Origin of the sequence: Roseovarius salinarum (assembly GCF_002834145.1) — a bacterium.
Lineage (GTDB): Bacteria > Pseudomonadota > Alphaproteobacteria > Rhodobacterales > Rhodobacteraceae > Roseovarius > Roseovarius salinarum.
In genome coordinates this window covers 1-19,729 of sequence record NZ_PHNT01000029.1, presented here as the reverse complement: position 1 = coordinate 19,729, position 19,729 = coordinate 1, and the positions used below count along the sequence as shown (strand labels likewise).

At 65.4% G+C, this 19,729-nt stretch carries 18 protein-coding genes and 4 pseudogenes; 10 read left to right on the top strand and 12 right to left on the bottom strand.

Annotated features, from left to right (window positions below):
• Window positions 1-486 (top strand): annotated as a pseudogene (locus CEF10_RS17270) (IS256 family transposase); the annotation flags it as partial.
• A gap of 1 nt (window position 487) precedes the next feature.
• Window positions 488-703, top strand: a pseudogene (locus CEF10_RS17520) (transposase); the annotation flags it as partial.
• A gap of 824 nt (window positions 704-1,527) precedes the next feature.
• On the opposite strand, the gene CEF10_RS16255 reads toward CEF10_RS17520, so the two are convergent.
• The 6 genes from CEF10_RS16255 to CEF10_RS16230 all read right to left on the bottom strand — a co-directional run bounded on the left by CEF10_RS16255 (window position 1,528) and on the right by CEF10_RS16230 (window position 7,814).
• Window positions 1,528-1,956: a helix-turn-helix domain-containing protein gene (locus CEF10_RS16255; protein WP_232796550.1), complete on the bottom strand. Its 429-nt coding sequence runs from the start codon at window positions 1,954-1,956 to the stop codon at window positions 1,528-1,530.
• Window positions 1,957-2,088: 132 nt separating this feature from the next.
• On the bottom strand, window positions 2,089-3,456 hold the full coding sequence (locus CEF10_RS16250; RefSeq protein WP_157933062.1) for a hypothetical protein: 1,368 nt from the start codon (window positions 3,454-3,456) through the stop codon (window positions 2,089-2,091).
• A complete protein-coding gene (locus CEF10_RS16245; RefSeq protein WP_157933061.1) occupies window positions 3,446-5,392 on the bottom strand; it encodes a hypothetical protein in 1,947 nt (648 codons plus the stop codon). Before CEF10_RS16245 ends, CEF10_RS16250 begins: the two co-directional genes overlap by 11 nt.
• Window positions 5,393-5,768: 376 nt before the next feature.
• Entirely contained in the window at window positions 5,769-6,227 is a 459-nt protein-coding gene (locus CEF10_RS16240; RefSeq protein ID WP_101069222.1) for an SRPBCC family protein, read from the bottom strand.
• Window positions 6,224-7,099, bottom strand: a complete 876-nt coding sequence (locus CEF10_RS16235; RefSeq protein WP_101069221.1) for an N-acyl homoserine lactonase family protein — start codon at window positions 7,097-7,099, stop codon at window positions 6,224-6,226. The genes CEF10_RS16240 and CEF10_RS16235 overlap by 4 nt, the downstream gene beginning before the upstream one ends.
• Window positions 7,100-7,109: 10 nt before the next feature.
• Window positions 7,110-7,814, bottom strand: a complete 705-nt coding sequence (locus CEF10_RS16230) for a TetR/AcrR family transcriptional regulator (protein WP_101069220.1) — start codon at window positions 7,812-7,814, stop codon at window positions 7,110-7,112.
• A 135-nt stretch (window positions 7,815-7,949) separates the two neighbouring features.
• Here CEF10_RS16230 and CEF10_RS16225 point away from each other — a divergent pair.
• Window positions 7,950-8,114: pseudogene (locus CEF10_RS16225) on the top strand (transposase); the annotation flags it as partial.
• Between the two features lie 17 nt (window positions 8,115-8,131).
• On the opposite strand, the gene CEF10_RS16220 reads toward CEF10_RS16225, so the two are convergent.
• The 4 genes from CEF10_RS16220 to CEF10_RS16205 form a co-directional block, all read right to left on the bottom strand.
• Window positions 8,132-8,635, bottom strand: coding sequence for an anthrone oxygenase family protein (locus CEF10_RS16220; RefSeq protein ID WP_101069226.1), 504 nt, complete (start codon window positions 8,633-8,635; stop codon window positions 8,132-8,134).
• A 60-nt stretch (window positions 8,636-8,695) separates the two neighbouring features.
• Window positions 8,696-8,974: a DUF4345 domain-containing protein gene (locus CEF10_RS16215; RefSeq protein ID WP_101069219.1), complete on the bottom strand. Its 279-nt coding sequence runs from the start codon at window positions 8,972-8,974 to the stop codon at window positions 8,696-8,698.
• 23 nt (window positions 8,975-8,997) lie between these two features.
• The gene (locus CEF10_RS16210; RefSeq protein ID WP_101069218.1) at window positions 8,998-9,825 is read right to left on the bottom strand and encodes an NAD(P)H-binding protein; all 828 of its coding nucleotides are present in this window, start codon (window positions 9,823-9,825) and stop codon (window positions 8,998-9,000) included.
• Window positions 9,826-9,933: 108 nt separating this feature from the next.
• Complete coding sequence (locus CEF10_RS16205) at window positions 9,934-10,938, bottom strand: AraC family transcriptional regulator (RefSeq protein WP_101069217.1); 1,005 nt, start codon at window positions 10,936-10,938, stop codon at window positions 9,934-9,936.
• Window positions 10,939-11,528: 590 nt separating this feature from the next.
• Here CEF10_RS16205 and CEF10_RS16200 point away from each other — a divergent pair.
• The 4 genes from CEF10_RS16200 (at window position 11,529) to CEF10_RS16185 (ending at window position 15,775) form a co-directional block, all read left to right on the top strand.
• On the top strand, window positions 11,529-12,923 hold the full coding sequence (locus CEF10_RS16200) for a hypothetical protein (RefSeq protein ID WP_101069216.1): 1,395 nt from the start codon (window positions 11,529-11,531) through the stop codon (window positions 12,921-12,923).
• Window positions 12,924-13,175: 252 nt separating this feature from the next.
• Window positions 13,176-14,246, top strand: coding sequence for an alpha/beta fold hydrolase (locus CEF10_RS16195; protein WP_198586225.1), 1,071 nt, complete (start codon window positions 13,176-13,178; stop codon window positions 14,244-14,246).
• A 179-nt stretch (window positions 14,247-14,425) separates the two neighbouring features.
• A complete protein-coding gene (locus CEF10_RS16190) occupies window positions 14,426-14,719 on the top strand; it encodes a hypothetical protein (protein ID WP_101069214.1) in 294 nt (97 codons plus the stop codon).
• Between the two features lie 225 nt (window positions 14,720-14,944).
• The gene (locus CEF10_RS16185) at window positions 14,945-15,775 is read left to right on the top strand and encodes a class I SAM-dependent methyltransferase (protein WP_101069213.1); all 831 of its coding nucleotides are present in this window, start codon (window positions 14,945-14,947) and stop codon (window positions 15,773-15,775) included.
• 295 nt (window positions 15,776-16,070) lie between these two features.
• On the opposite strand, the gene CEF10_RS16180 is transcribed toward CEF10_RS16185, so the two are convergent.
• Both CEF10_RS16180 and CEF10_RS16175 read right to left on the bottom strand, forming a co-directional pair.
• The gene (locus tag CEF10_RS16180; protein ID WP_157933060.1) at window positions 16,071-16,298 is read right to left on the bottom strand and encodes a hypothetical protein; all 228 of its coding nucleotides are present in this window, start codon (window positions 16,296-16,298) and stop codon (window positions 16,071-16,073) included.
• Between the two features lie 202 nt (window positions 16,299-16,500).
• Window positions 16,501-17,754, bottom strand: coding sequence for a hypothetical protein (locus CEF10_RS16175; RefSeq protein WP_101069211.1), 1,254 nt, complete (start codon window positions 17,752-17,754; stop codon window positions 16,501-16,503).
• 149 nt (window positions 17,755-17,903) lie between these two features.
• Between CEF10_RS16175 and CEF10_RS16170 the strand changes: the two genes are divergently transcribed.
• From CEF10_RS16170 to CEF10_RS16155, 3 genes and pseudogenes are all read left to right on the top strand, one after another.
• A complete protein-coding gene (locus CEF10_RS16170) occupies window positions 17,904-18,344 on the top strand; it encodes a hypothetical protein (protein ID WP_101069210.1) in 441 nt (146 codons plus the stop codon).
• A gap of 483 nt (window positions 18,345-18,827) precedes the next feature.
• A pseudogene (locus CEF10_RS16160) lies at window positions 18,828-19,004 on the top strand (transposase); the annotation flags it as partial.
• Window positions 19,005-19,090: 86 nt separating this feature from the next.
• Window positions 19,091-19,627, top strand: a complete 537-nt coding sequence (locus CEF10_RS16155) for an IS110 family transposase (protein WP_232796549.1) — start codon at window positions 19,091-19,093, stop codon at window positions 19,625-19,627.
• The last annotated feature ends 102 nt before the right edge of the window (window positions 19,628-19,729 follow it).

Genomic DNA, 19,729 nt, shown 5'->3' with positions numbered 1-19,729 from the left:
TCCTTGGCCGACCGTGGCCTGCGCGGTGTGAAATTGGTGATCGCAGACGACCACAAGGGTCTTCGGGCGGCGGCGCGGCGGGTCTTCAATGCCACTCATCAGCGCTGTCGGGTTCACTGGATGCGCAATGCGCTGGCATACGCTCCGGCCAAGCAGCGCACGGCGGTGGCAGCGATGCTGAAGACGATCTTCGCCCAGGAAACCAAGGCCGAGGCTGAAGCCCAGTGGGACACCGTTGCGGATGCTCTGCGCGAAAAGCAGGACAAGCTCGGCACCTTCATGGATTCCTCGCGCGACGATGTGCTCGCCTACATGGATTTTCCGCGCGAGCAGTGGACCCAGATCGCCTCGACGAATCCGCTGGAACGGGTGAACCGCGAGATCAAGCGGCGCACCGATGTCATCGGCATCTTCCCAAACGATGAGGCCATTATAAGGCTCGTCGGCGCGATCATGCTCGAGACCAACGACGAATGGACGGTCGCGNTCGACGAATCCGCTGGAACGGGTGAACCGCGAGATCAAGCGGCGCACCGATGTCATCGGCATCTTCCCAAACGATGAGGCCATTATAAGGCTCGTCGGCGCGATCATGCTCGAGACCAACGACGAATGGACGGTCGCGCGGCGATACATGAGCCTTGAAACCCTCGCCCGCGTCAACGACAATCCCAACGTCAGGTTGCCAGCTGTGGCGTCCTGATCAGGCTCGGGCCTTACCGAAGGTCGGCGCTCTTACACCATTCGGTGGGACACTATCGGTGGTGCGGTCTGCCGCGTTGATGTCGTCGGCGGCGCGGGGTTGTCCGGCGCGGCCTCGCCCGGAGGGCCGCGCCGGCACCCCCGCCGCTCCGCGCCCGCGATCTCGGCACGGCATCGCCGATTTCAAGGAACGCTCAGCCGGTTCGGAAAAATTTCCTTGTCACCAGCACCTTGGCGGACCGGGCACGGCTTCGGCCAATGCTTGGCAGAAAAATCCGCCGATTTGGTATAACAATACCGGTAACGACAGAGGGTCACGGTCACGCGAGTTGCGCAACGCCACGATGTCAACCGCCAGCACCCTTTGCACCGGTCACACGCAAAAGATTGAGCAACCTGAGGTCTGGAAATTCGGTTGAGAGTGGATCAGGCATCCGGGATCAAGATCGGCATCCTCGCTGCCATGGCCCTCCGGACTTGGTTGCTGGACCATGAGACCATGGCCCAGAAATCGGCAGAGAGCGGCGCTGCTCCCTGACGGATAGGGGAAGAGGGCAGGGCTGTCCGAGCGCCTTACCCGGCCCGAAGCACCCTTATCCGGGATTTGACACGCACAACGGCAAAGCCTTGCCGCGAAAGCTAAAAAGGTATGAGTCGCAACGGGAACGGAAAACGCACAACCTGTCGGGATTTTGCAGTCTTTCGCACGGTGGTCCGCAAACAGATCGCCGATAAATGTTGTGGGGCCTTTGTGCGGCTGTCAAGAAAGTGGCGCAGTTGTCGTGATTTCGAATATCTGTCTGTGCAGAAGTGGGCGGGGGGGCATCAGGCAACGTTCGATGCGACGCCGAAGGAGCGTTGCATCCATTCGTTGACATCAGCCGGCGCGATGCGGACGCTGCCGAATACATTCCGGGTGGGCAACCCCGTCTCGATCCAGCGTTCCACGGTTCGCTCGGAAACACCCCACTTGGCTGCAAGCATTTTCTTCGTCAGAAGTTGCGCCTTGTAGAGTTCGGCTCGTTCGCCGCGCGGCATAGGCCCTTTCTCAGCCGCGAAGACGTCAGGCCAAGAACAACGCCACCATCCATTGATACGCACGCCGTGAAGGTTGCCGTCCCTCAAGTGGTCCCGAACGGTCCTTGCCTTGAGATCGTAGTGATGCGCCACATCCGAGACGGAGAGGTTGTATTCGTGATTTTGTTTCATGCGCCGGAGATTGCTCTGGCGACTGCCCGCCCAAAGCGTTTCCAAGCCTCCTCGCGCTCTGTTGCCCGTTTCACACACAGGCCTGTGAAGGAGTAGAAATCCCGCGGGTATCAGTTCAATGCTCCGATTGCGTCTGCATGATCGGTGCGTGGGGAACACAGGTCGAAGCAGCGAAAATCACGCTCCGCTGGCTTGTGCGTGAACCGCACGTAACTCCCGCCATTCCCGCTGTGCGGCCGTCTCTGCGCAGAGCGCGCGATACTCTTCGCCCGCTTTTTGCGTCCTGTGGCCAAGCAGGACGGCCACGATCCTCGGAGCGGCGACGGGATCATGCAGGCGCAGGTAATCAGCGGCGAGCGTCCGGAGATCGTGCAGCGGCACCCCGATGGCATCCTTGACCGTCTCGCTGGGCCAGCGGCTCGCATACGGCTCATGGGTGAAGGACAGCCAGTTGCAGCCCCGTAGCTCCTCAAAACGTCGTTGCGCATGTCGCCATGGACGGCCGCCGAGAATGTGCTCGTCGAGCACCGCGCCGATTTCGGGCCAGAGTTCGCCGGCCTCCTTCCAGTGCCCGGTCTTGCCCTGGCGCCAGCGCAGCCGCCAGTGGCCGACGGGCTCCCGCACGAGGGCCTCGCCGAGCGTCCACGTTGCGACATCGCCAGTGCGCGCCGGATCGTTCATGCAGACCGCCAGAACGGCGGCTGTCGCGCGCGCGGCTTCGGCCTCCGCCCTCCAGGCGGGGAGCGCGTCGGCCTCCTCGAGTTTGTTCAGGATGACACGCATGACCTCATCGTAGCCGCCCTTCGCATAGAGCTCAGCGATACGAGCATCCTTTTTCTTCGCCACGCGCCGACCCTGGCGCTGGAGATGAGCCTGAACAGAACGCATCCCGTCCAGGGCGTCCTCGTCCAGCCCACCGTGCAAACCGAGACCCACCAGTCCCCCGATATAGGTGGCGGCCGTGCGCGCGGTCACCCCGGCCCGACCGGTGTCGTCATCCTCGGTCTGAACCGCCTGCGCCAGTTCCCAGGCGAAAAGCCATCCCAGCCGCGGCGGACAGCTCAATGAGGGCAACATGGCGGCGCAGCGGTTCACGGAAGTGATGTGCCGGGCGATCGAACTGTCCTTGATCGGCGCCGCGCGCAGACCGGGCAGAAGTGCCAGCCATGCGCCGGGCCAGTTGCGGGGTGCCGGCCCGCTGGGAGACGCTTGCCGGCTTGCGCTCCGGGACGGATGCTCCGTGCCGCCGGGCCGCTTGCGGTAGTATTCCCTGCGCAGGGTCCGCCCCTCGGCAAGACAGACAGAGGGGGCGTGCTCACCGAGCACCCGCAGCAGCAGGCCGAGCGCGGATTCGTTCGCACATGCCGCCTCAAACGTCGCACGGGATGGGGCGGAGGGATGCTCCCCCCTTTCCGCAATAAGCCGGAAGAACCGCCCTACAGCGGCGATGGCGCCGGCCGGGAGGTCTTCCCGACTTGCCATCAGTGCGTCGCGGACGGGTTTCGGCGCTCCCTCGAGGCGGGCGCGAGCGATTTCATCGTTCATGGGAGAGCCTCCTGTTGAGCTGGTTGAAGAGATCGGGATGCGCGGCGAGCATGGCGGCGCGCGCCTCTCGAGCCGCGGCCTGTCCGTCGTCGCGACCGTAGTGCTTCTCGGCCACGTCCGGGGTGTTGCCGAGCACGGTCGAGACGAAGGCATAGTCGCCGGGGCGCAGAGCGAGGATCAGCAACGCCACCACGTGCCGCATGCGGTGCGGGGTCTCGTGGACGCCAAGAACCTTGGAGGAATCCCGCCACAGCTCCAGGAAGGCACTCGTGGAATAGCTTCCCTTCGGCAGCCCGACAGGATCGCCCTCTTCGCGCTTCGGCTGCGCAGTTCCCGGAAAGAGGTAGACGTTATTCTTGTCGAGTTTTTGAAGCTCGATCATTCGCGGGCGCCAGGTCTCGATCCACTCGCGCAGAATCTCCGCATCGGCGCCGACCACCTCGACCGTCACCCACCGGTCGTTCTTGATCTCCCAGGGGGCGAAGCGGAATGTGAATAGCTTCTCGCCCGGCGCAGTGCGCACGAGGTTCGAATGCACCTCGCCGCACGACGCGATCCGGCCGTGCCGCAGGCATTCCGGTCGCATGGGACGGGACATCTGGACAGCGTAGGCGGCTGCGCCGGCGAACATGCGCAGGGCGGTCAGTTCCTGCCCGCAGTTTTTCTTCAGCCTTGCCGTCTCGATCTTGTCGCGGGCAGCGTCGGCGATGCGACGGGGCGCGTTCGACCAGATGTTCGCGAGTTCCGGCCGCTGCCGGAGGTTCGCGAAGATCCTGTCGATCTCCATGAAGACCCCGCTCTCCTCCCCTGTCTTGGCAAGTTTCTTGCGGGGCACGTCGTAATGCTGAGCCTGAAGGAACCGGATGACGGCGAGGGCCTTCATGTCCTCCAGGCCCCGTTTGGCGAGGGTTCTAAGCGACGTGAGTCGAGTCTTGAGCGTTGTCGAGGAAAGCGGATCACGCAGGTCGAGCGCGTTTCGCGATCGGGCAATCTGGTCCTTGATCGCGGCCTCGATCATGGGCTTCTGGAAAAGTTCGCGGATGTCGGTGAGGGCATCGACGTCGTTCCCCTGGTTCTCCCAGACCCGGACGAGCCAGGTGACCGCCAGCCGATACTGTTCGCGGGCGGCGGTCGGCTTGCCGACCTGCCTCTCCTCCTGGGTGCCGCGCTCGTCGGCTTCCGCCATGACGGTCTCGGGGTCCTCGCCGGCCTCGATCCGGGCCAGCATTGCCTCTGCGAGATCTTCTTCTCCGGCGACGCAGGCATCCGCTGCTGCGTCGAACGACGCACGGAAGGCTTCGGGCAGGCCGTCCCAGTCCATCCGCCGCGCCCAGGAGGAACCCGCTGGCGGAGCGAGTTGCAGGGGCGGCAGGAATTCGTGGAGCTCCGGAATCTCGTTCGTCAGACGAGCCAGCTCGTTGAGGAACACCACCGTCTTGCGCAGGCCCTTGCGCTTGTCGGCGGACATCTCGCGACCGATCCGGTCGATCTCCTCCTGGGTGAGGCTCTCCGGAGCCACGGTGGCTCTGGCGCGGAGCGCGCAGAGACTCCTGTGGCGCCCGATGTTCCAGCGCTTTCCGGAGCCGGGCTTGCCTTCGTTCGCCTCGATGAGCTCCACGAGCGCGTCGTATCGCGCGCGCACGATCCGGTTCTGCGGCACTATCCCGAGATGGGCCGCCTGAAACCGCTTCAGGAGTGCCCGGACGCGAGAGTCCTCGCGGCGGCCGTTCTTTTCAATGTTCTTGGCTCGACTGACGAGGGCATAGCCCCGGCCCGCGACTTCTCGATCGTAGCGGACGGGATTGGCGGAGATCGACGCGAGGTCGGCGTCCAGCAAGCCGAGCCGAGCTGGAACCCGTCTCAGGCTTCGCATGGTATCGTCGGACTCGCCGTTTGCTTCGCCCCATTCTTCGACGTCTTTCAGATTGAAACTCATCTTTTCTTCCTCCTTCGCGACCGCCATTCGGCCTCTCAGCACGAGGGGGCCGAGGCGGTCGCGAAGAAGAATGGGTATGAGTTGCGCGACGCGAGAGTGATTTATTTCCCATTTCTATCAGAAACTCGAAGTTGGCCCGAGACTCGGGCCAACTACTTCCGCAGACGCCATATGGTCGCCTGGACGTCGGATTCTGTATCGAGCCCTATCCGCTATATCTCATCGCTGGCGCTGTGGTAGCCTTGCGTGGTCCGGTGAGTGCTGACGTCAGACACGACCGTCAGGGCGATGTCCGCAGTGCGTACAAAGATGCCGGTGCCATCAGCTTGCCAGAGACGGGTTCATTGCGGTTGGCCGTGAACAGCCCGGTGACGGCTCAGCTGCCGACCGAGACGCGGCGGCCGTCCTGAAGCTGCACCGCGCCGTCCTCGAGCAGCTGCTTCAACTTTTCCAGATTCGCCGCGACGGCCCGCCTGATCCGGCGGACAGCGAAGAGCTCCAGCGCCGCCGGGTATCCGGTTGCAAGGCCCCAGGAGTCGATCAGGCGGGTGCCGCGCCGGGTCTGCCGGAACGCGATGTGCCGGCGAAAGACCGGCGCGCCGTCGACGGTTTCCACGGTCAGGCTCTCTCCGGGCGCCATTTGGGTGATCTCCGTAATTTGGCTGTCGGTCTTTCGCGTTTGGTGATAACGGGCGCCGACCGCGGGGCCGTCGCCGCGCTCCTGTCTTACGTCCACCACGTAGTAATTCCACAGCGGAATGTTGCGCTGGTCGGCGACGAAGGCGAAGACGTCGTCCCGCGCCACCGACAGGTCGATCTCGTTCGCGAACTTCATGCCACCTCTCCAAGGCCTTCAGTGTGAACCGGGGCCGTGCCGTGCGGCTGGAGGGTAACCCGGTCGGCCAGGCGCCTGGCGGAGTCGGGATCATGACTGGGCAGGTAGACCGTCGGGCGCCGCGCGGCATGGGCGAGGATCCGGCGGTGCGTCTCGATCTCGGCCTCGAGGTCGGTGCCGATGCCGTCGGCCACCATCCGGACGAGGTGGTCCTCGGTGTAGGAGGTGTCGCCGGCGAACATGACGGTGGTCTCGCCCTCCTCCAGCAGCACGGTGAGGTGCCCGGGCGAATGGCCCGGCGTCGGCACGAGCGTCACGTCGCCCGCACGGGTCAGGCTGGCATGGCGCGGGAAAGGCCCAAGGGGGCCGTCCTCGAAATCGACGGGCGTGGGCGCGAAACCGCGCGGCCAGCGCTGGTTGAGGTAGCCGTTCATGCGGCCCTTTAGCCCGGTCGCGAAGGTCCACTCCGCCCGCGACACGAGGAATTCGGCGTTCGGGAAATGATGCAGCCCGCCGTCATGGTCCTGATGCAGATGCGTCATGACCACCCAGCGCACATCTTCCGGCGCAAGGCCGCGCGCGCGCATCTGCGGGCCGATCTCCTCCTCCGGCGCGATGTCGAAGACGGCCGCCCGCTGGATGAGCGGCATGAAGGGCGGGAAGTAGCGCGGCTTGTTGGCGTCCGCCGGAATGCCGGTATCGACGACGATCAGCCCCTCGGGGTGTTCGATTACCCAGACATGGACCGGCAACCAATCGGTCATCGCCTTGTCGAACCACGCGTTCAGAAGGCGGCGCAGTCCGTCGCCCTCGCCCTCCCGCCAGCGCTCGGTGACGCGGACGCGGCCTGTCTCGATGGCATGGATTTTCATGGCTGTCCTCCTACGAGGTTGGTGTGAAGCCGACCTGTCGGATGAGCGCGTTCACTTCGTGGTCGAAGAGCGCGTCGACATCCCCGATGACCGGCTGGATGAGGTGAAAGAGCTCGAGCATGATGTGCCCGTGCAGTCGCGCCCAGGAAATCGCGGCCAGATAGAGCGCGTGGCGCGGAAGGTCGTGACCCTCCACCCCGGTCAGCGTGTCGAGCGAGCGCTCGATCTCCGGGGGCAGGCGCCGGTATTCCCCCGGCAGGTCGATCTCGCCGCGCTCGATCGCCTGCGCGAAGATGCTGGCGGTGACGAGGAAGCTGCGCCGCGCGGCCGGGTATGTCGTGTCGGTGGGCTGTTCGTAGGTGGGGATCGGGTTCCCGTAGAGGAGCTGGAAGTCGATCGGATGATCGAGGGCCCACCGCCGCCACGCATGGGCGACGGCCGCCAGTCTCTCCGCCCCGCTGCGTGAGGCGACGTCCGCATCCGCTTTCTCGACCGCCTCGGCAAGCTGGGTGAAGGCGTCGAGGATCAGGGCGGTGATCAGGTCGTTGATGCTGCCGAAGTAGTGGTAGAGCCCCGGCGCGGTCATGCCCATCCGCTTCGCGATGGCGCGCAGGGACAACCCCGCCGCCCCCTGCTCGGCCAGCAGCGCGCGGGCGGTTTCCTTGATCTCTTCGCGGGTCTCGAAGCGGCGTCGGTCGCGTCGTTCCGGTTGCATCAGGGCACCCTTTTAACGGCATTCATTTAATATAACGCTATTAAAATTACCGCAGGGACTGATTCCTGTCAAGGCCGGGTGCAGAAGGGACGGGGAACACGCCGTTGATACGACCGCTTGTTCGTATGCTGGGGCATCCCGCGCCGATGGGTCATCGAGCGGACCTTCGCCAGGCTGGGACGATGCCGCCGACTGGCCAGGGACTGGGAGCGGTCCATCGCCTCCGCCGAGGCATGGGTGTTCGTCGCCAACATCCGCCTGCTCACCCGACGCATCGCAAGGGGGTGCCTTGCCTCGTAGATTTCTGAGTCAGGCTCTCAGGCGACCCGCGCCTGTGATAGCGACGTCAGCCCGAACAGCAACAACGCCGTCGCAAGGCCGCAGGCGATTGTTCGGACCGTGTTCCAGAACGTCCAGCGCGGCAGATAGGTGCCTGTCCAGTAGGCTCGGGTCGCCTCGCGCGAGAGATCCATGCGTGCCAGCGCTTCGTTCAACGGCACGTTGAAGGCAACCGTGACGCCGAAGCAGCCGAGAAGGTAGACCAGCCCCGCCGCCGCGATCAGCGTCGCGGCCGGGCCGGTCAGGCCCAGAGCGGCATAGACGATCAGCGCCACCGACGCGGCGGCGAGGCCGAGGAAAAGGGTCATGAAGACCCAGCGAAACACCTCTCGGTTGATGGCCTGCATCGCCTCCACGCCGCCTTGGCCGCTGGTCGCGGCGAGGGCGCGCATGATGAAATCCGAGAATGCGAGGAAGACGCCACCGACCAGCGCATAAGCGAGGACGGCGAGATGGGCGAGGGTGAAGAAAACCGGGGACATTATGGGCTCCTTGGAGAGGGGCGGCGGCAGCACGGCGAGGCTCATGCCGCCGCAGCAGGTTCAGTGCGCGGGATGCGCCGCTCGAAGGGCGGACGCAGGCTGCCAGGGGCGCCGGCGGAAGGCCGCGTTCCGCCAAATTCCGAGCAGCATCAGGAGGCCGAACCCGGCGAGACCGGCGCCGGTGGCGCGCAATTCGCTCAGCAGGCTGGCGTCTTCGCCGAGCGTGATGCCGTAGCTGGCGTAGAAGGCGTGCGGTGCGGACAGGATCAAAGCTCCGATGGTGGGCGCGGTGAGGCCGGAGAGACCGAGCGCGATCTTCTCGAACTTGGTGGATCTCATGTCATGTTCTTTTCAGGGCGGGGTCAGGCGGCGCTTGTCCAGGCGCCGGTTCGGGCGGCGGCCCGGGCGAAATCCGAGAAATCGCGGGGCGGGCGCCCGAGCGCGCGCATCACGCCGTCTGTGGTCCGGGCGTTGCGCCCGTCCAGCGTCTCGCGCGCGATGGCGGTGAAGACGTCGGCCACGAAGGCACCGCCAGCTTCGGCTATGTTTGCGTGGAACGCCTCGAAGCTGATCGGGACATGCCGGATCTCGCGGCCGGTGGCCCGCGAAAGCTCACCCGCCATGTCCGCGAAGGACATCAGCCGCGAGCCGGTCACCTCGTAGAGTGCGTCCTTGTGGCCCTCTTCGGTCAGTGCCGCGACGGCGACATCGGCAATATCGTCGATGTCGATGATGGGCTCGACGACATCGCCGCCGGGCATCGGAAGAACGCCGGCCAGGACCGGATCGCGCAGGTAGCCTTCGGAGAAGTTCTGCGCGAACCAGGCGGCCCGGACGATGGTGAAGTCGAGGCCGGAATTGCGCACCACCTCTTCGCCCAGCCGCGCATGATGTTCGCCGCGACCCGACAGAAGCACGAGATGCTCGATCTCCACGTCGCGAGCGGTCTCGCAGAGGGACTCGAGCTTTTCCACGGCGCCGGGAAAGGCGAGATCGGGGAAGTAGGTGACATAGGCGGCACGGGCCCCGCGCAGGGCCGGCACCCAGGTTTCCGGCGCCTCCCAGTCGAAGGGCGTTGCGGAACTGCGCGAGCCGCGGCGCACGGGCAGGCCCCGCGCTTCGAGGCGGTTGGCGACGCGGCGGCCGGTCTTGCCGGTTGCGCCGATGACGAGGATCGGTCGGTCCTTCATGGGGTGTCTCCCTGGCTTCGGTTTCGGTAGCCAAGGGATAGACGCGTGGGTGCCGCGCGGTATTGACCGGCTTGGCCAGCCTTTTGACCGACCTCGCCAATGCGCCCGTCAGCGGCGGGACATGTCCTTGCGATAGGTCGCGGGCGTCGTGCCCACCCAGCGCTTGAACGCGCGGGTAAAGGCGCTCTGCTCGGAAAACCCGGTGAGGAACGCGATTTCGGCAAGTGGATGGCTCTCGTCCCGCAAGAGCCCCTCGGCGAGGTCGCGGCGGGTTTCCTCGGTGAGGCCCTGGAAGCTCATCCCGTGCTCGGAGAGGCGCCTGTGTAAGGACCGTGCGCTGAGCCCGAGGCCGCGGGCGATCTCGGCCATCTTCGGCGTCCCCTCGCTGAGGGCCTGGGCGATCGCGGCCTTGGCCTGCGTGACAAGCGCGGGCGCCCGGGTGATCTCGGACAGTTCCGCGTCGAGTTGCGTGGCGAGGTATTGCGAGATGCCCTCGTCCCCGAGGACGTTGGGCCGGGCCAGCGTCTCGTCGGCATAGAGGATCGCGTCGAGGTCCGCGCCGAAGCGCACTGGGCAGCCGAACCACGCCTCGTGCGCGGCGACCGAGCGCGGGGCGGGATGCCGGACCAGCACTTCCACGGGCGCGAGCGGCACCGGGCAGACTTGCCTTGCGATGGACACCGCGCTCGCCAAGGTCGCCTCGTTCGACAGCCGCATCCCGAGGCGCCGTTCCCCAGCCCGATGAAGGATGAAGAGCGTGCCACCCGTCGCCGGCCGCAGCTCGTATTCGACGACGCTGGTCCACAGACGCGCGTAGCGTTCCACCCGCGCGTAGGACGCCCCGAGCGTCGTCGCGGCCTTGAACGCCAGCCCGAGCGCGCCGTATTCGTCAAGGCGCATGGAGGCGCCCGTGCGCACCGGCAGATCGGTCACATCGATCTGATCGGCGATCCTTTCGAGCATGGCGTAGTAGCGCTCGGCCGGGATCATCTGCCCGGGATCCCAGGGCGCATCGGGGTCGATCCCGACACTGGCCAGCATCGCCGCAGCATCTACCCCACCGCCCGCCGCGGCGACGACCTTGCGCGCGAAGAGCGATGTCACATAGCCCATGCCCTGCACTCTACGATGCGCGCTGTGAGCCGCCAAGATCGCGGTAAACCCGGCGCGCGCAGGACCGGATCCATTCTACTCGTTTGACCCTTCAACCAGCCTCCACGCGCGGCGAACGTCCCCGTCTCGCCCCGATGAGCATGCCTACGCCATCGGCCCTGAGCTGCCGTTCAGGATCGAGTCATCTCCGCCGCGCAGTGGCGCCAAAGCGGCCGCCCATGCCAACCGTAGTATGACCCATGGCGCAGATTGGGATAGCGCGGACGGAACAATCATTCACTTCGCACCCGTTTCGCTGCTCTGAATTCTGCTGCTCCGTATTGGACCCCATCGGTGAGCAGAAAACGATCACGTGGGTGCAGCTGTCCGGGAAGGGATAGACGGCGTTCAAGTTGAACGGCCCCCTCTCGGGTGAAACGGTGGCAAGATCAGGCAGAGTGGCGCCGGCCTCGCCACCACCAGCGTTCCTCGGGCATTCCGACCTCCGCTCGTCTCACCCGACCGCGGATGCCGGACCGGCACAAAATGCTTGATCGTATGGCTCGGTCAGGCATGTTTTCGTGTGATGGAGACCACTTGGGAGACGATGGATGAAGGGTATCGCAGGTGCCGTCGTGGGGCTGACGTTTGGCGTGGGGATGGCGCACGCGCAGGACGCGGCTGCGACCTTTCTGGTCGAGTATCAGTTCCTCTGCCCCGGGTGCGATGAGGCGCGGTCGACCTCGCTGCGATACGCCAGCGACGGTACATCGATTCTGGAAACCCATGAGCGTGCTCGCACGCCGCAGATCGCACCGGCCAACGACGGTTCGCAATACCTGCCCGGCGAAAGAATCGCGGGACCGATGACCGGGTTCGCACCGGCCATTATCAAGCACTGGGAGGACGAGGTCGGCACCAACTTCATCGAGGTGCCGGATGGCCCGGCGCTTGAGGACGGTGCCCGCTATGTCGATCTGAGGCTGACCCCTGCGAGCGCGCAGCCGGACCAGGAAAGCTGGAGCATCGACAACATTCGCGTCACCGTGACCGACGGGACGGCCGACCGCGAGATCGCCGGCCTGCAAGCCGATCACCTGACGGCGACGCTGGGCTACACACGCAGCGAGTACGATGCCGCGGGCGCCGAGACCGCGAACACCCGCATCACCCGCACTTTCGAGCTATGGATGTCCGAGCCGCTGCCCTTCTCGCCACTGCCGCTGGCATACGAGCCCTTCGTCGGCAACCGCGTTCCACCACACAACGGTGGGCCGGTAGGAACGCGGCTGATGGCGGCGCTGGCCCCAGAGATCAAGGCGCGGGGCGGTTTGTTGCGCGCCGAGATCACGACCGACAACGAGACGGTGGCACTCGAAGCTCTCAGCGTGCAGCGTGCGCCCCAGCCGCCGATGGAGAAATTCTCCTCGCTGCCGGTTATCTCCTCGGACCGCGTGGGGCAATTCGCCGGGCCGCTCTTCATCGCCTCGCTGCTGCGCGATGACATGCTGAGCGACACGCTGACGGCGCGCTTCAGCCTCGACGGGCGTGAACTGGAGGCGGTGAGTGCGTGGAAGACGAACGACGCCGGCGATCTTGTCATCGTGCTCTCGGCTGTGGAGGAGAACACCAGCCTGTTCCTGGCGCGACCGATCAACGGTCCGCCCACACCCGGTGATCACGGCACCGCGGGGCACCTGCCCACGGACCGGCTGCGCGCGATGGACGCGGACGCGCTCGCTGCGCGTGCTGCACGTTTCCAGCTCAACGGCGTCGCCACGAATACGCGATTGCCCACGATTCTTACCGGCTTCGAGGACGGCACCGTCACCATCAGCGCGGTCGATGGCGACACGATTACCGGATCGGTGTCAGGCACCGTCGCCGAGCTGGCGACTGACGAGGTCTCGCAACCCCGCGCTATTCCAGTCGAGTTGACGTTCGAGGCGACCCGTGGCCTCGACGATTTCCGGTTCCGAAGCGTGGAGTCGCGCGTGGCACGCTGAGCCGGGACAGCTCCATGATCGAACACTCGGTTTGAAACTCCCGGGTCTGCAAACGGCCCAATGCCGACATTCATAGCTGTCAGCGCCGCCGCAGTGCAGCTTTACCGGACCGGTAATTCGCTGCGGTTGGAAAGTCCTGAGGCCTGCGAACTCGCACTGTGCACGACCTTCCGGTCTTTCGGTGGGCGGCATCGCAAAGCCGCTTGCCAACGCGTTCTTCATCAAGGCAGTGATGGCGTGTAGAATGTCATCATGAAACAGAAGATGGGTTTTTGCACGTCAGCGGACGGTGTTCGGATCGCCCTCGCCGAGTCCGGGGAGGGCCCGCCGCTGGTCCGGGTGGCGAACTGGTTCACGCATCTCGACCTCGACCGGCAAAGCGCTGTCTGGCGGCACTGGTTCGACCATCTGTCCGATGGTCGAACCCTTGTTCGATACGACCCGCGCGGCTCCGGGCTGTCCGACCGCGATGTCGATGACTTCTCGCTGGAGCGCTGGATCGACGACCTTGATGCGGTTGTCGAATGCGCCGGTCTGACGCGTTTTCCGCTGATCGGGCTTTGCCAAGGTGGCGCCGTCGCCGCCGCCTATGCCGCCCGATACCCTGACAGGGTCAGCCGCCTCGTGCTCTACGACAGCTACCCGTCCGGGGCCTATGCCGCGGGCGTGCCGGACCGGCTGACCCAGCAAGCCCGCGCGCTGGCCGGGATGATCGAGGTCGGCTGGGGCAGGAAGACCGGCGCTTTCCGCGAGATCTTCGCCAATCTCCTGATGCCCGAGGCCGGCAAGGACGCCCTGAAATGGATCGGCGAGATGCAGCGGCGCAGCGCCTCGGCGCGCAATGCGCGGCTGATGTGGGACGCCTTCAACCACTTCGACATCCGTGAGGTTGCGGCCGACATCACAGCGCCGACTCTGGTGTTCCACGGCCGCCACGACGCCATGGTCCCCTTCGAGGCCGGTCGCCAGCTCGCCTCGCTGATCCCGAACGCGCAGTTCGTGCCGCTGGAGACCAACAACCACATCCTTCTTCCCGACGAAGGCGCATGGGCAACGTTCTGCCGAGAACTCGACGACTTTCTCGAGCCCGAGGCCGCCGCAGACCGGTCCGCCAGTATCGCGCTCGATATGCTGACCCCGCGCGAGGTAGAGGTGCTCGACGGCCTCGCGCGTGGCCTCGGAAACGACGAACTGGGCGATTTGCTAAGGATTTCCGAAAAAACCGTGCGCAATCACGTATCGGCGATCTTTTCCAAGCTCGACGTCGCGAATCGGGCACAGGCGATCGTGCTGGCGCGTGACGCCGGTTTCGGCCGCCACTGACGAGACCGGGACAAGCGTCCCGATATCGAAGTACCAGCCTCAAGAAAAAACGACACCATGGGACCGGTGCCTTATGCGCCCAGGTCCTCGCTGCGCCATGCTTGCCCAATCGAAACTCCGGCAGAGCAATGCGGCTTGACGCATGATCCTGCCAAACCGATGGCAAGAAAGGATAGCTCATGAAAACCCTGTTGACTGCCGCTGCCGTTGCCGCGTCCGCTGCCGCAACGCCGTCCTCCGCCCTGATCGGCATGAGCATGAACAGCAACCCGGCACGAACCGCGAACCTCGACATGCTCCGCGAAGCGAATGAGCTTGCCATGTGCGGTGCCTACAAGGGGCTTTTCGGCAATTGCAGCCGTGTCGCTGGCGAACTTGGCCTGACTTCGGACGAAGCTCGCGCCTTGGCGCGTGAATACTGGAATACCGCGCCCGGTGAACGCGCAGGTTTCCTCGCTGACTTGGGCCTGTGAAGGCGCTTGGTACGTCAGCCACAGCGACGGGGCGTTTCATCTGAAGTGAGCTTGGCTGCCTGCCTTGATCCGAAGCAGAGTCTTTCTCCAGACGCTCCGCCGCAACGTCCGCGTCGCCAAGACGGTCCGCGCGCCGATGGACGCGACCGCCGCCGAATAATGGCCACCGATGACGTTCCGACGATCACATGTCGCCGGACACCAATACTTTCAAGGGAGAATACCATGGCATTTGCAACCGAAACTCTCGACAATTCCATTCGCAGTCACAACGCGACTTTTTCGGCCACCTGGTCCAGCGGCGGCGCGGCCTATGACGAGATCAGCCGCGGCATCCTCGACGCCATCGAGCACTGCACCAACCGCCTGGCGCCGCCGGAGGGCGGGCGCGTCCTCGACGTGGCCACCGGCACGGGCTGGGCCGCGCGGCGGCTCGCCGAGCGCGGGGTCGATGTGACGGGCGTGGATTTCGCGCCCGACATGCTGGCCACGGCGCAGGAGATGGCGACGGCACGAAATCTGGACATCGCTTTCGAACTGGGTGACGCCGAGGCCCTGCCATATCCCGACGCATCCTTCGATGCCGTCCTTTCCAGTTTCGGCGTGATGTTCGTGCAGCGCCCCGAGGATGCCGCCGCGGAACTCGCCCGCGTCTGCAAGCCCGGTGGGAGCCTTGCGCTGGCCACATGGACGCCTGATGGCAACGTCTTCGAGATGTTCAAGATCATGAAGGCCTACATGCCCCAGCCCGACGGGACGCCGCCCCCCTCGCCGTTCGAATGGGGCGCGCCGAAGCGGATCACGGCGCTTCTGGGCGATCATTTCGATCTCGCCTTCGAGCGGGGCACGTCATTTTACCGCGAACCGAACGGCAGGGCCGCTTGGCGGACCTTCGTCGAAGGCTATGGCCCGCTGCGGACACTGGCCGGCAAGTTGGGAGCGGATGACCTCGACGCGCTTGAGCGCGATTTCACCGCGTTTCACGACGGCTTCGCCACCGATCTCGGCGTCTGCGTGCCGCGCGACTACCTCGTCACCGTCGGAACCCGCCGCTGAACACGTCGGCATGCCGAAAACCTACCAGCCAGAAGGAGGTGCCCCGCCCTGCAGACATTCGCGGGATCTGCGATGCTGTAGAAGGTAGGCATGACCGGTTCAGCGCGTGGCGGAGCGAAGCTTCGCGCCTGTGGTGAAAGTCCGCTACCCGCCTACCTTGTCGATGAAGTCATCCATGTTTCACCATTCATCAGGGCCCGATCCACGCTGAATGCTTCCCGACCGGTTGTCGCAGCCGCGCGCTGCGTTGAGCGTGCGCCGGGACGGCGCGCCCCGGCCCCCTGAGACGCGCTGGTCAGGCCAGCTGTTCCTTGACCTTCTCGATCACGTCGTCGACCGACAGGCCGAGGCCTTCGAGCATCGACAGGTCGATCCCTTTTTCCTCGAGCATCGCCGTTACGGCTTCCGGGTCCATCTCCGCCAGTGCGGAGAGGTCGATCCCGCTCTCGCTGATCTTCGAGATAATCTCGTCCGTCCCGCCGAACGCGTCCATCGCGCTGCCCAGCATATCTCCAAGTCCCATGGTATGCTCCTTTCAAGTAAATCGCACGGCAACGCCGCGATGATCACCGTGCCATGTCCGCTCGCGGACCGAAAGACCCGCCTGGCGAATGAGCGTATCCAGGCCATTGCGTGCCGTCGTCGCGCGACGTGCCCCTCCGCGTTCTTCGGGGCGGTCATGCCGCTGCGCCGTCCGCCGGCGGCCGATCAGGGCATACACCACCTCACCCCTCGGCTTCGTCCGCCGCCGCGTCCAGCTCGGCCAGCCTGGCCCGGAGGCGCCCGGCCATGTGGTCATCGCTTGCGCCGCGTCCGGCGAGGGCGCGTAATTCTTCCGTGGCCCACGCCGCCTCGCCAGCCGCGCGGCTGGCGACCATGGCGTGATCGATCGCCGCGTCAATGTCGCGCGGGCTTGCATCGTAGCCGCGCCCGGCGAGCAGGTGCGCGACGGCGTGGAGCGCCACCCGGGTGGCGAAGACGGGCTCGCTGGCGGCGAAATCCCGTGACGCGCGGATGAGGGTGGCCGGCGCGGCCTCCGGGGCCGCGGCGCAATCCAGCGCGATGTCGAGATATCCGGCGCTCTTGGCCGCGGCGAACCATTTGCCCTTGCGGCCGTGCCACGCGATCAGGTCCTCCAGAACCTCGCGGGGGTCGCGCTCGGGGTAGCGCTTCACCAGGTCGCGCCACATGGCCAGCCACGTGTTGCCCGCGGCCGAGGGCAGGCCGAAGCGCCGGTAGGCCTCTTCGGGCCGTCCCTGTTGTTGCAGGACCGTCTCGCAGAACCGCGCGATGTCGTGGTGGCCCCACGGCGCCCGGTCGCCCTCCAGGAGGGCCGCGGCCCGTGCGAGTGCATCTTCGGCATACCCCTGGCGCAGCAAGGCGTCGGCGGCGAACTTCTCGTGGAACCAGAGACGTGTTTTCGTCGTGTCGAGCAGGGCCAGCACGTCCTCGTGGCGCCCCGCTTCCAGCAGGCAGGACAGCGTGAGGGTGGCGGTCGGACAGTGGGAAAAGCGCGCGTGATCCGACCAGGCCGCGCGGATCAGGTCGAGATCCCGGTCGGCATGATCATTCATCAGCGCGGGGAAGGCCGCGATCTCGCCGAACCGCTCCGATATTGGCGCGAGGTAGTCCACCCCGTCGTCGAGGATCGCCGTGCGCAGGCGCTCCAGCCATGCCGCGCGCGTCTTCTGGTCGGCGGGGGCGTCTATCAGGATTGGCAGAAGCGTCTCCAGTGTCCGGTAAACGGCCGTGCCGAGGGCCCCGGAGGAGGTGTCGATATGCTCGAACGCCGGCCAGATGCGCGCGGCAAGGGCCACCACGCCCTCGGCCGCCGTCACCGGGTCGCTGCGCCGCGCCGCGCGGATCTCGGTGCTGGCCGCTTTCAGCCGGTCGATGGCCTTCGCCGAGCCGCGCCACCCGAAGGCGCCCGCACGAAGGCCGGGCTTGAATGCCCATTTGTGGGTCGATTTGCGGGCCACGGCTCCTCCTTTTCGCAATCATAGTACGTCACGGGAAGCGGTGGTCATGAAGCGCCCTGAACCGCCCTGGGCAAAGACATCCGGCGCCCGCCGGCATGACCTCGCCCCTGGCCTCGTCTTGATGGCCCTCGCGGAACGGAGGGACCACCATGGCCGACGACACGGAGATGCGCGAGAAGCTGGTCAAGCTCGAGGCGCTGTTCGCCCACGGCGCGACCGAAGGCGAGCGGGCGGCTGCCGGAGCGGCGCGTGACCGGCTCCAGGCGAAGCTCGCCCCGCAGGGCGATGGCGCGGACGCGCCCGAGGTCGAGCTGCAATATTCTCTGCCGGACGTCTCGTCTGTCCGGATCTTCGTCGCGCTGTGCCGCAAGTACGACATCCGCCCCTACCGCTATTCGCGCCAGAGGCGCACGACCGTGATGGTTCGGGTACAACAAGCCAGTTTCGATCAGACGGTGGCCGCCGAGTTTCGCACCCTGCACAAGGAGCTGACGGCCTATTTCAACGCAACCGTCGAGCACCTGATCGCGGACGCCATGAAATCGGACGGGAGCGACGAGACGCTGGAGCAGCGCCAGTTGCCCGGATGATCCCCGGCACCAGTGCGTTAAAACCGGGGACGGGTATGGTTTGCCGTAGAATCAAGACTGGATCGGACCGTCCGATCCGTAGTGCTGAGATGAGCTCGACACCGGGCGGCTCCGCATCGCGATGCCGCGCTTGTCCTGTGTTTCAAAGGGAGCCGGGCCATCCCGTTGAGGCCATCGCAAGATGACGCCTTGCAACCATCGCGCGCATGACCGACAGTGTTGAACGAGGTTCGTAGCGGTTTCCGAGACGTGCATGAATATTTCGACCATCCTCGACCACATCGACACCGGGCACATGGCGCTGCCCGAATTTCAGCGCGGCTACGTCTGGAGCCGCGAGCAGATGCGTTGGCTGTGCCTTGTTTTTCCGAGGGGACGGGGGGACGAGTGGCCAGCCGTTCCGCTTCGCGTGGTTTGTAGGGTCAGGATACATTGATTTCTAACACGCTGCGTGATTCACGGCTCGGAAAACGGAGCGGTGACATGAGCGACCTGTACTGGCTGACCGACGAGCAGATGGCCAAGCTTGCTCCTTTCTTCCCGAAGTCGCACGGCAAGCCTCGGGTCGATGACAGACGGGTCTTGAGCGGGATTATCTTCATCAATCGCAATGGGTTGCGCTGGCGCGACGCACCTGAAACCTACGGACCGCTTAAGACATGGTGTGATTGCGGCGGTCGCTCTCCGGGGGCGAACGAGGTCCGGTATGTTGGCCTCATGGATATAAGCCGTGAGGAAAACGACCTATGGAACACTATGCCGGTTTGGATGTGTCGCTGAAAGAGATTTCGATCTGCGTTGTAGACAGGGACGGCGAGACTGTAGCGCGTGGCGTCTGTCCCGCTGATCCCGAGGGCGTCGCGGGCTGGTTTCGCAACCGTGATCTCTCGCCCCGACGGATCGTGCATGAAAGCGGAATGCTGTCGATCTGGTTGCAGCGCGGCCTCGCCGGTCTCGGTCTGCCTGCGACCTGCATCGATGCCCGCAAGGCGCACAAGAGCTTGTCGGCACGGCTCAAAAAGTCGGATGCCGCCGACGCCGAAGGTCTGGCACAGCTCGCGCGCACCGGTTGGTTCACCCCGGTGCATATCCGCAGCGAGGAGGCCGACCGGTTGCGCAGCCTGGTCGGGGCACGGAAACGGTTGATCCGACTGCGAAAAGACCTCGAAGGTCACATCCGGGGCGTGCTGAAGACCTTCGGCATCCGCATGTCCGGCACCAGTCAGGGGTGGCAAAGGCAGTCGTTTCGCGATCAACTGGCAGCGGCGGGAGAGAGTGATTGAACCGCCCCGGGTTTCCGAGAGGCTTCTTTGTTCAAAACCTACGCGGCTTTTTCAAGGGTGTTCATCTGTGCGTAGAACGCCTCCTCCACTTCTTGCGGCGGC

What these genes read in the sequence shown, in the direction of transcription:
- CEF10_RS16250 (WP_157933062.1), bottom strand. Translation starts at nt 3,456, where the DNA reads ATGAACGATGAAATCGCTCGCGCCCGCCTCGAGGGAGCGCCGAAACCC.
- CEF10_RS16245 (WP_157933061.1), bottom strand. Translation starts at nt 5,392, where the DNA reads ATGAGTTTCAATCTGAAAGACGTCGAAGAATGGGGCGAAGCAAACGGC.
- CEF10_RS16240 (WP_101069222.1), bottom strand. Translation starts at nt 6,227, where the DNA reads ATGAAGTTCGCGAACGAGATCGACCTGTCGGTGGCGCGGGACGACGTC.
- CEF10_RS16235 (WP_101069221.1), bottom strand. Translation starts at nt 7,099, where the DNA reads ATGAAAATCCATGCCATCGAGACAGGCCGCGTCCGCGTCACCGAGCGC.
- CEF10_RS16230 (WP_101069220.1), bottom strand. Translation starts at nt 7,814, where the DNA reads ATGCAACCGGAACGACGCGACCGACGCCGCTTCGAGACCCGCGAAGAG.
- CEF10_RS16220 (WP_101069226.1), bottom strand. Translation starts at nt 8,635, where the DNA reads ATGTCCCCGGTTTTCTTCACCCTCGCCCATCTCGCCGTCCTCGCTTAT.
- CEF10_RS16215 (WP_101069219.1), bottom strand. Translation starts at nt 8,974, where the DNA reads ATGAGATCCACCAAGTTCGAGAAGATCGCGCTCGGTCTCTCCGGCCTC.
- CEF10_RS16210 (WP_101069218.1), bottom strand. Translation starts at nt 9,825, where the DNA reads ATGAAGGACCGACCGATCCTCGTCATCGGCGCAACCGGCAAGACCGGC.
- CEF10_RS16205 (WP_101069217.1), bottom strand. Translation starts at nt 10,938, where the DNA reads ATGGGCTATGTGACATCGCTCTTCGCGCGCAAGGTCGTCGCCGCGGCG.
- CEF10_RS16200 (WP_101069216.1), top strand. Translation starts at nt 11,529, where the DNA reads ATGAAGGGTATCGCAGGTGCCGTCGTGGGGCTGACGTTTGGCGTGGGG.
- CEF10_RS16195 (WP_198586225.1), top strand. Translation starts at nt 13,176, where the DNA reads ATGAAACAGAAGATGGGTTTTTGCACGTCAGCGGACGGTGTTCGGATC.
- CEF10_RS16190 (WP_101069214.1), top strand. Translation starts at nt 14,426, where the DNA reads ATGAAAACCCTGTTGACTGCCGCTGCCGTTGCCGCGTCCGCTGCCGCA.
- CEF10_RS16185 (WP_101069213.1), top strand. Translation starts at nt 14,945, where the DNA reads ATGGCATTTGCAACCGAAACTCTCGACAATTCCATTCGCAGTCACAAC.
- CEF10_RS16180 (WP_157933060.1), bottom strand. Translation starts at nt 16,298, where the DNA reads ATGGGACTTGGAGATATGCTGGGCAGCGCGATGGACGCGTTCGGCGGG.
- CEF10_RS16170 (WP_101069210.1), top strand. Translation starts at nt 17,904, where the DNA reads ATGGCCGACGACACGGAGATGCGCGAGAAGCTGGTCAAGCTCGAGGCG.
- CEF10_RS16155 (WP_232796549.1), top strand. Translation starts at nt 19,091, where the DNA reads ATGGAACACTATGCCGGTTTGGATGTGTCGCTGAAAGAGATTTCGATC.